The organism is Acidisphaera rubrifaciens HS-AP3 (assembly GCF_000964365.1).
Lineage (GTDB): Bacteria > Pseudomonadota > Alphaproteobacteria > Acetobacterales > Acetobacteraceae > Acidisphaera > Acidisphaera rubrifaciens.
Map to the genome: position 1 here is coordinate 1 of NZ_BANB01000326.1, position 8,984 is coordinate 8,984.

Here is an 8,984-nt window from a genome sequence, read left to right on the forward strand (position 1 = left end):
GTGGCACCGCCGCCGGCGCCGTGGCCCTGGCCGCCGTTGGGACGGCGGCGAAGCTGGTTGCGGCGCTGGTTGCGGCCCGGATTGCCGCCCGGCGCCCCACCGCCCGGCGCGCCGGCACCACGCGGGCCCGGCTCCGGCAGCGGGGCCGGCGTCTCGACCGGCAGGCTCGCGAGGTCGAGCGGTCCGGCATCATGCGGCAGGCTGAGGACCGGCACGCGCTGGCGTGTCAGCCGCTCGATGTCGCGCAGGAACGACCGCTCCTCCGGCGCGCAGAAGGACAGGGCGATGCCGTCGGCGCCGGCGCGCGCGGTGCGGCCGATACGGTGGACATAGCTCTCCGGCACGTTCGGCAGGTCGAAGTTGATGACATGGCTCACGCCGTCCACGTCGATCCCGCGCGCCGCGATATCGGTCGCGACCAGCACACGGCAATGCCCGCGCTTGAACGCCAGCAGCGCCCGCTCGCGCTGGCTCTGCGACTTGTTGCCGTGGATCGCGTCGGCGGCGATCCCCGCGATGCCGAGATTCTTCACCACGCGGTCGGCACCGTGCTTGGTGCGGGCGAACACCAGCGTGCGGGTGATCGCCGGATCGCGCAGCACCGTCTCCAGCGTCCCCTGCTTCGCCGCGCCGGCGACGTGGATGACGCGCTGTTCCACCCGTTCGGCGGTGGTGGCGACGGGGGCGACGGCGACGCGCACCGGATCGCTCAGGAACGCGTCACCCAGACGCGCGATCGCGTCCGGCATGGTGGCGGAGAAGAACAGCGTCTGACGCTGCGCCGGCAGCATCGCCGCGATCCGCCGCAGCGGCTCGATGAAGCCGAGGTCGAGCATCTGGTCGGCCTCGTCGAGCACCAGGATCTCGGTCTCGCGCAGGTTCACCGCGCGCCGGCCGATCAGGTCGAGCAGACGGCCCGGCGTCGCCACCAGCACGTCCACGCCGCGGGCCATCACCCGCTCCTGCTTGCCGAGCGGCACGCCGCCGAACACGACGGTGGAAGACAGGCGCATGCCGGCGCCGTAGGTGCGGAAGCTTTCCTGGATCTGGCCGGCCAGCTCGCGCGTCGGGCTCAGGATCAGGGCGCGGCAGGTATTGGGCCGCGGCGCGCGGGCGCCGGCGGCGAGGCGATGCAGGATCGGCAGGGCGAAGGCGGCGGTCTTGCCGGTGCCGGTCTGGGCGATGCCCAGGATGTCGCGACCCGTCAGCGCGGGCGGGATCGCCTGCGCCTGGATCGGGGTCGGCGTGGTGTAGCCCTCGGCGTCGAGCGCGCGCAGGAGGGGCGCGGCAAGGCCGAAGTCGGAAAAGTTCGTCAAAGGATCAGTTGCCTTTCAGGCAGACGTGAAGGCGGCTGCCCCACGGCGCGCGCACGGGGGCGCAGGCCTTGGGAGCCGACTGAAAGGACGCCCCGCGAGACAGGGATGCCGGGAGGATGAACGCTTGAAGACGGGGGCAGAGCCGGAAAGGCCCATCGCGCAGCCCCGATCACGCGCCACTCCGGCGCGACCGTTCGCGGCGGGATATGCCCCGCCCGCTCCCCGCTGTCAATGGTGCAGTGCGGAATAACCCGCCGGCCGGCCCCTTATCCCTCCTTCGGCGGGAACACCGCGTGGCAGATGCGCGCGTGCACCCCCTGCCGCCCGTCCACCACCTGCGTCACCGCGAAATCGGCGGCCACACTCATCAGCGAATAGGCGTCGTCACGCGACAGCCCGTGCTGTTCGGTCAACAGGCGCAGCATCTCCAGGCTCGCGTTGCGCATCGCCTGGTTCAGATCCTCGTCGAACCCGTGCGTCATCCAGTGGCGCGGCGTGCGCAGCAGCGGCGAGGGGAAGGCGAAGTCCCGCCGCACGAACACCTGGAACACCACGTCCAGCGACGCCTCGATCGCGGTGCCGCTGATCTCGCCGTCGCCCTGCGAGATGTGCGGATCGCCGATCGAGAACAGCGCGCCGTCCACCTGCACCGGATAGAACATGGTGGCCCCGGCGCCGATGCGCCAGTTGTCGATGTTGCCGCCATGCGCGCCCGGCGGGATGGAGCTGACGCGCCCCGCCACGTCCGGCGCGACGCCCGCGGTGCCGAGATGCGGGCGCACGGGGATGCGCACGCCCGGCAGCGCCGGCACGCGGCAGCAGTCGCGCGCATGGGTGATCGTGCCGGGTGTCGTGTATTTGCCGGGGAAATCATAGGCGAAGGCGGCGGTCGCGGTCTGGCTGCCCTCGTCCACCTTGTAGATCGTCACCCGCTCCCGCTCGTCGAACTCGCGGTACAGATGCCCCCAGTTTGCGGCGAGGTTGGAGCCGTAGCGCAGCCGCGGCGTCATCTGCAGGTAGCGCACCTCCAGCATGTCGCCCGGCCGCGCGCCCTCGACATGGATGGGGCCGGTCATGATGTGCACGCCCGGATTGCGGTCCTCCACCGGCACGCCGTCGAAGATCGCGCGCACGCCGTCGTCCATCATCAGCTCCGGCGCGTCGCCCGCGTGATGCGTCACCGCCTCCGCGCGGATGATGTCGCCGCTCGCGACGCGCAGCGCGGGCGCGAGGCTCGCGCTGAAATAGCCCCAGTGCACCGTCGCCGGCGTCGCGCGCAGATCATGCAGCGCGCCGCCGTGCGGCGTGCGCCCCTCGTCCAGCAAACCCATCGGTTCCCCCGTCGTCCCTTGTGCCGCCGTGTCTTATGCCGCCGTGCTTTAGGCCGCGGGCGCCTCGGCGCCCATCACGCGCAGGAAGCGCGCCGTCAGCGGATGGCGCGGGCGCGTCAGCACGTCCTCCGCGCGTCCCTCCTCGGTCACCACGCCGTCGCTGAGGAAGACGATACGGTCCGCCACCTCGCGTGCGAAGCGGAGCTGATGCGTAGAGATGATCATCGTCAGCCGCTCCTCCACCGCAAGCCTGCGGATCACGTCCAGCACCTCCTCCACCAGCTCGGGATCGAGCGCGGATGTCGGCTCGTCGAGCAGCAGCACCGTCGGACTCGGCGCCAGCGCCCGCGCGATCGCCACGCGCTGCTGCTGCCCGCCCGACAGGTGCCGCGGCAGCGCATGCGCGCGGTGCGACAGGCCGACGCGCGCCAGCAACTCGTGCGCCCGCGCCGCGGCCTGTGCCGCCGGCATGCCGTGCACCCAGCGCAGCGGCCCGGCGACGTTCTCCAGCGCGGTCAGATGCGCGAACAGGTTGAAATGCTGGAACACCATGCCGACGCCGATATCCGCCCGCTCGCGCGCCACCGCCCGCGCCGGCAGCACCCGCCCGCGCGCGTCGTAGCCGAGGCTGCGGCCGCCCACGCGCACCAGCCCGCTGTCCCAGGATTCCAGGTGGTTGATGCAGCGGAGCAGCGTGCTCTTGCCCGATCCGCTGCGCCCCAGCAGTGCCACCACCTCGCCCGCGCGCACCGTCATGTCGAGCCCGCGCAACACCGGCTGCGTGCCGTATGTCTTGTGCAGCGCGATCACCTCCACGGCCGCCGCCCCGCCGGCGAGCGCCGCGTCGCGCGCGCCGCGATCGGGCCGCGCCTGCGGCAGCGCGGGCACCTCCGCCGATACCCCCGCGGGCACCTCCGCCGTCACCCCGCCCGCGCGCAGCCGCCGCGCCGCGGAGCGGTCGAGATCAAGCAGCGCCTCGGCGACGAGCTGCAAGCCGCTGATGGCGCCGGTCAGCGCCAGGTACATCACGCCGGAGGCGAAGAAGATCGAAAAGAAGTCGAACGTGGACGACGCGAGCTGCGTGCTCCGCAACGTCAGCTCCTGCACCGCGATCACCGACGCGAGCGACGAGTTCTTCAGCGCGGAGACCGCCTCGTTGCCCAGCGCCGGCACCATCACGCGGATCGCCTGCGGCGCGATCACCCGCCGCATCAGCACCCACGGCGTCATGCCCAGCGCCTGCCCCGCCAGCACCTGCCCCGGATCGACGCCGCGCACGCCCGAACGCAGGATTTCCGCGATGAACGGCGCCTCGTTGGCCGACAGCGCGACGCCCGCCGCCAGGATGGCACCCAGCTTGATGCCGACATGGGGCAGCGCGTCATACACGAACACGAGCTGCAAAATCAGCGGCGTGCCGCGGAAAATCACCGTGTAGGCACGTGCGAGCCCGGCCAGCAGAGGCGACCGGCCGAGCTGCATCGACGCCAGCACCGTGCCCAGCATCAGCCCGCCCAGCAGCCCCAGGCCCGTCACCTGCAAGGTGACGACGATGCCATAGAGCAGATAGGGCAGGCTGATGTAGTGAGCGAACAGTTCCATCGGTCGGCGGCGGTTACTTCGTGATCAGTTTCGGCTCCTCGATCGACCCCGCGTCGAGCGACCACTTCTTCAGCAGCTTGGTCTCCAGCCCTTCCTTCTGCACCACGATCAGCGCGGCCATGATGGCGTCGCGGAACGCCGGCTTGTCCTTCGGCACGGCGATGCCGATGGAGTACGGCAACGTCACCGCCGTCGCCTTGGCGAGCTTGTCGGGATAGGCCTTGACCGCCTGATCGACGGTGTTGACGTCGTTGATATAGGTGTCCGCGCGCCCGGCCAGGATCGCCTGGATGCAGTCGGCGTTGTTGTCATACAGCTGCAGCATCGGCGCCTTCTTGCCCGCGGCCTCGCAGGGCTTGGCGAGATCCTGCACCAGCGGCACCTCGACGAAGCCCGTGTTCTCCGCCGCCGTCGTGCCGCACATCGACGCGTTGATGCCGGTGATGCCCTTCGGATTGCCCTTCTCGACCAGCACGCCGTCGAACACCTTGGAATAGGTGATGAAGTCCGCCGCCTTCGCCCGCTCGCTGGTGGCGTAGATGTCGGAGATCACGATGTCGGCCTGACCGCTCGACAGCGTGGTCAGCAGGGCGGCAAACGTCACCGCCTTGTACGTCAGCTTGAACCCGAGGCAGTCGCCGAACGCCTCGGCGAGGTCGATGTCGAAGCCGATATACTTGCTCGGATCATTCGGATCGAGCGCCTCATAGCCGGGCGTGTGCGGATTGACCGCGTCGACCAGCGTCTTGCCGACGAGGTCCGGATATTTCGCCCGGAGCGCCTTGCACGCCGCCGACGACCCCAGCTCGCCGAATCCCTCCGCCCGCGCCGGCATCGCCTGCGCGATCACGCATAGCCCGATCGCGACGCAGCCGAGCCACGCCGCACGCAGAAAGAGGCCACGCGCACGCGCACGGCCCCCCGCCATGTTCACCATCTTCACGTCCGTCGCTCCTGTAAGGCCACCGCTATGTGAGCCGGACAGGCGCGATGCAACGGTCATGCCAGGGCGGGCGGCTTCCGCCCGATGACACGGCCTGACATAACGATACCCACGCACCATGCCAGAAGATACGACCCGCACCCTGCTCATCGAGTTCGCACGATCCGCCCGCCGCGATCAGGCGGCCAATCCCGCGCGGGCCGGCGACGGGTCGGGACCGGAACGCCTTCTGACGCCGCGATTCCACGGGCTGCTCGAACACCTCCTGTCGGATCGGGCTTTGGCCCCTCGCATTCTGGCGGAATACGAACGGCCCGGGGTGGGCCGGCCGGACCTCGCCTTCGCCCGACCGGGCCAGCCGGCGCGGGCATTCATCGAACTGAAGGCGACGGCCGCCCAGCTCGATCCCCGCCGCCTGCGTGGTCACGACCGCGACCAGTTCCGCCGCTTCTGCGAACTTCCCGTCTGGGCCTACTGCAATTTCCATACGATCCACCTGTATCGCTACGACGCATGCGAGGCCGAGGCCGTGGTGCTGCCGGCCGTCGCGCTCGATCCCGGGACCGACGACGCGCGGGCCGAGCGGCTGATACGGCGCCACGACCCCGCACCGCTCCTGACCATCCTCGACGCCCTCGCGATGGCGCAGCCCGTGTCACCGAAAACAGCGGCCGAGATCGCGGCGCTGCTCGCCCGCGCGGCCCGTCTCACGCGCGCCGTGGTGCTCGACGCCTGCCGCGCCGGGCCGCCGGCCGCGCTGGCCGACGTGCGGGCGGTGTTTCGCGAGACGCTGTTCGCGCATCCCGCGCGCGGCGGTTACGACGAAAGCGACGAAAACGAACTGTTCGCCGGCGCCTTTGCCCAGACGCTTGTCTTCGGCCTGCTGCTCGCCCGCGAGGCCGCCGCCGAAGCGGCCTCGCGCAAGGCAGCCAGGGGCGGCGGCGACAGCCCGGCGGTACCACCGCCGACCGATCAGAATGCCTATAAGCATCTCGGGGACGGCACCTATCCGCTGCTGCGCGCGACGCTGCGGGCGCTGACGCAGGATGAGATTATCGATACGCTCGGCGTCGCGTTCGACGTGCTGCGTGACAGCGTCGATTGCATCGATACGTCCCTGCTCGCCACGCGCGGCGGCGTTGACCCGATCCTGTATTTCTACGAGGACTTCCTCGGCGCCTTCGACCCGGAGGCCCGCCGCCGCCACGGCGTATTTTTCACGCCCGTGCCCGTCGTCCGCTACATGGTGGCCGCGACCGACCGCGCGCTGCGCGACACGCTGGGCACCGACGGAATCGCCGACCCCGATGTGCTGCTGCTCGATCCGGCGTGCGGCACCGGCACGTTTCTCGTCGCCGCCCTTGATGCCGGCATGGCGCGCGTGCGCGAAACACAGGGTGCGGCGATGGTCGCGCCCGCCGCGACGGCGCTCGCATCGCGGCTGCACGGGTTCGAGCTGCTGGTCGGCCCCTACACGGTGGCGCATTACCGTCTGCTGCGCGCGGTGTCGAACAGCGACGGCGCCAAGCCGCGCGGACGCCTGCCGATCTATCTGGCGGACACGCTGACACCCGCCGCCGGCGCGCATCACGTCCAGTCCCGCCTCGGCTTCCTCGACGCGCCCATGGTGGACGAACGTCAGGCGGCGGACACGCTGAAACGCGAGACGGAGATCATCGCCATCATCGGCAACCCGCCCTATCGCCGTCTGGGCGAGGGCGAGGAAGCCGGGATCGTCGGCGGCTGGACGAACGGTTTCTGGGACGACCTGAAGGACCCGGTGCGCCGCGCCGGCTGGGGCGGCGAACTCAACACGTTCCCCGACCTCTACATCGCCTTCTGGCGCTGGTGCATCTGGAAACTGTTCGAGAGCGATGGCGCGAGCGGGCGCGGCGTGCTGTGCCTGATCACCAACCGCACGTTCCTCGCCGGGCATCCCTATGCCGGCCTGCGCCGGATGCTGCGCCAGCGTTTTGAACGGATCGATATCATCGACCTGCGCGGCGACAGTCGCGGCGCGCGCCCGGCGGGCATCGCGGAGGATGAGAACGTCTTCGCGATCCAGGCAGGCGTCTGCATCCTGCTCGCGATCGCGCCACAGACAGCGCGTCCAGCAGAGACAGAGGCTCGCATACGCTACGCCGACGTATGGCGCGTCGGCGCTTTCACAGCTCGCGCCAAATGCCAATTTCTGGAGACAGCAATCTCTTGCCCAGACAAAATAGACTTTGTCGAGGTTGATCGTTCAGATCTTGATGACTTCGCACCGATACCCTTCGCGGGCCTGGATTGGCCGGACATTTCGGCAGGGTTCGCGTTCAAACATTCTGGAGTCCAGACCAAGAGAGATGAGTTTGCTTACGGTTTCAATTCGTCAGGGTTGTTGGCTCGGTGGGCTTTAGTGTCATCTCTGGCGGCCGAAGAACGTAAGGAAGCGTTCCACGAGACCGCGGCGAGATCGGCCTCGACGGCGTTTGCAACAGACCTGATGGAACAAGAGATTGTTGCTGCTTCGTATCGGCCATTAGATCGCCGGTTCCTGATCTACGCCGATCGAGCCGTCGATCGGCCCAGGCCAGCCTTGCGCAACGCCTGGGGGAGCAAAAACCTTGCCTTGTTTGTGCTTCCCTCCGGCACCGGCGCCGGGCCGGCCGTCTGGGTGCACGGCCTGCTGCCCGACTATCACGCCTTCCGCGGCAGCTATGGCGGCTATGCCTTCCCGCTCTGGGACCGGCGCCACGGCGATGCGGCGAGCAACGTCGTCCCCGCCCTGCTGGCCGGGCTTGCCGCCGCCTATGGCCACGCGGTCACGCCACAGGAGGCATTCGACGCCATCGCCGCGCTGCTGTCCGCCACCAGCTATACACAGCGTTTCGCGTGGGACCTGGAGGAGACGTTTGCCCGCGTCCCCTTCCCCGCCGACGCCGCGACCTTCGCGGATGCCGCACGGATCGGCGCCGAAATCCGCGCGCTCGAAACATTCGCCCGCAAGCCGGCGGCGGACTTCCATTCCGCCCGGCTGGACGGCCGCGCCTCCGGCGTCACCCTCGGCGCCGCCGGCACCTTCCAGCAGGACGGACGCGGGTCCGGGACGGTCGCGCTGCAGGACGATCAGTCGCTCCGCCTGACCGCGCTGCCGCAGCGGGTCTGGGAGTTCGCCGTCAGCGGCTATCGGGTGCTGCCGCGCTGGCTCGCGGCCCGACGCGGCGAGGCGCTGGATGCCGCCCTGATGCGCGGCATCCTCGATGTCGCATGGCGGATCGAAGAGCTGCTGCACTGGTTCGATGCGGCCGACACGGTGCTGGCACGCGCGCTGGTCGCCCCGCTGACCTGCGAGACGCTCGGCCTGCCCGGGTCTGGAGAATCGGACGCGCCGCCCGTAACCTCGCCCAATGCCAATCCACCCAGCCCAGCCTGATTTCTTCGGCCACGCCGCTGCCGTCGCGCCGGCCGCCCCCGATCTGGCGGTGATTCGCCGCCGTCTGCATGCCATCCTCGATCAGGCGCGCGCGGCGGCCACGACGCCGCCCTGGAGCGCGCAGGAGACGCGGGTCAACGTCCTGCTGATGCGCCAGATGAGCAACTGGCTGCCCGAGGACGAGCGCGCCGCGTTGCGCGACGCCTTCATGCAGGAGATGGACCGTCTACGGGTCGTTCCATACGCCTGACGCGATCGCCCACTGTTCCCACGGCTGGATAGCGGCCGGCGCCCGGTCGGATGCCCCAGAGCCTGGCTTTTACCCCTCGGTAACGTTTCACCGCGCCGTTTCGGTCTCCACCGGCCCGCCCGCC

At 69.9% G+C, this 8,984-nt stretch carries 6 protein-coding genes; 2 read left to right on the plus strand and 4 right to left on the minus strand.

The features are described from left to right. The 4 genes from B8460_RS10465 to B8460_RS10480 form a co-directional block, all read right to left on the minus strand. Positions 1–1,316: DEAD/DEAH box helicase (locus tag B8460_RS10465; protein WP_048861545.1), on the minus strand; the 1,316-nt coding region annotated here is incomplete at its 3' end. A 266-nt stretch (positions 1,317–1,582) separates the two neighbouring features. Further along, positions 1,583–2,647: an acetamidase/formamidase family protein gene (locus B8460_RS10470; protein ID WP_048861546.1), complete on the minus strand. Its 1,065-nt coding sequence runs from the start codon at positions 2,645–2,647 to the stop codon at positions 1,583–1,585. A gap of 48 nt (positions 2,648–2,695) precedes the next feature. Continuing rightward, complete coding sequence (locus B8460_RS23695; protein ID WP_048861547.1) at positions 2,696–4,249, minus strand: amino acid ABC transporter permease/ATP-binding protein; 1,554 nt, start codon at positions 4,247–4,249, stop codon at positions 2,696–2,698. Positions 4,250–4,262: 13 nt separating this feature from the next. Further along, positions 4,263–5,186 carry an ABC transporter substrate-binding protein gene (locus tag B8460_RS10480; RefSeq protein WP_241771167.1) on the minus strand — a complete coding sequence of 308 codons (924 nt, stop codon included), beginning with the start codon at positions 5,184–5,186 and terminating at the stop codon, positions 4,263–4,265. Between the two features lie 124 nt (positions 5,187–5,310). Here B8460_RS10480 and B8460_RS10485 point away from each other — a divergent pair, with 124 nt between their 5' ends. Together B8460_RS10485 and B8460_RS10490 are read left to right on the plus strand one after the other, a co-directional pair. Continuing rightward, a complete protein-coding gene (locus B8460_RS10485; protein WP_048861548.1) occupies positions 5,311–8,610 on the plus strand; it encodes a type ISP restriction/modification enzyme in 3,300 nt (1,099 codons plus the stop codon). Beyond that, a complete protein-coding gene (locus B8460_RS10490; RefSeq protein ID WP_148360520.1) occupies positions 8,585–8,860 on the plus strand; it encodes a hypothetical protein in 276 nt (91 codons plus the stop codon). The genes B8460_RS10485 and B8460_RS10490 overlap by 26 nt, the downstream gene beginning before the upstream one ends. Positions 8,861–8,984 lie beyond the last annotated feature (124 nt).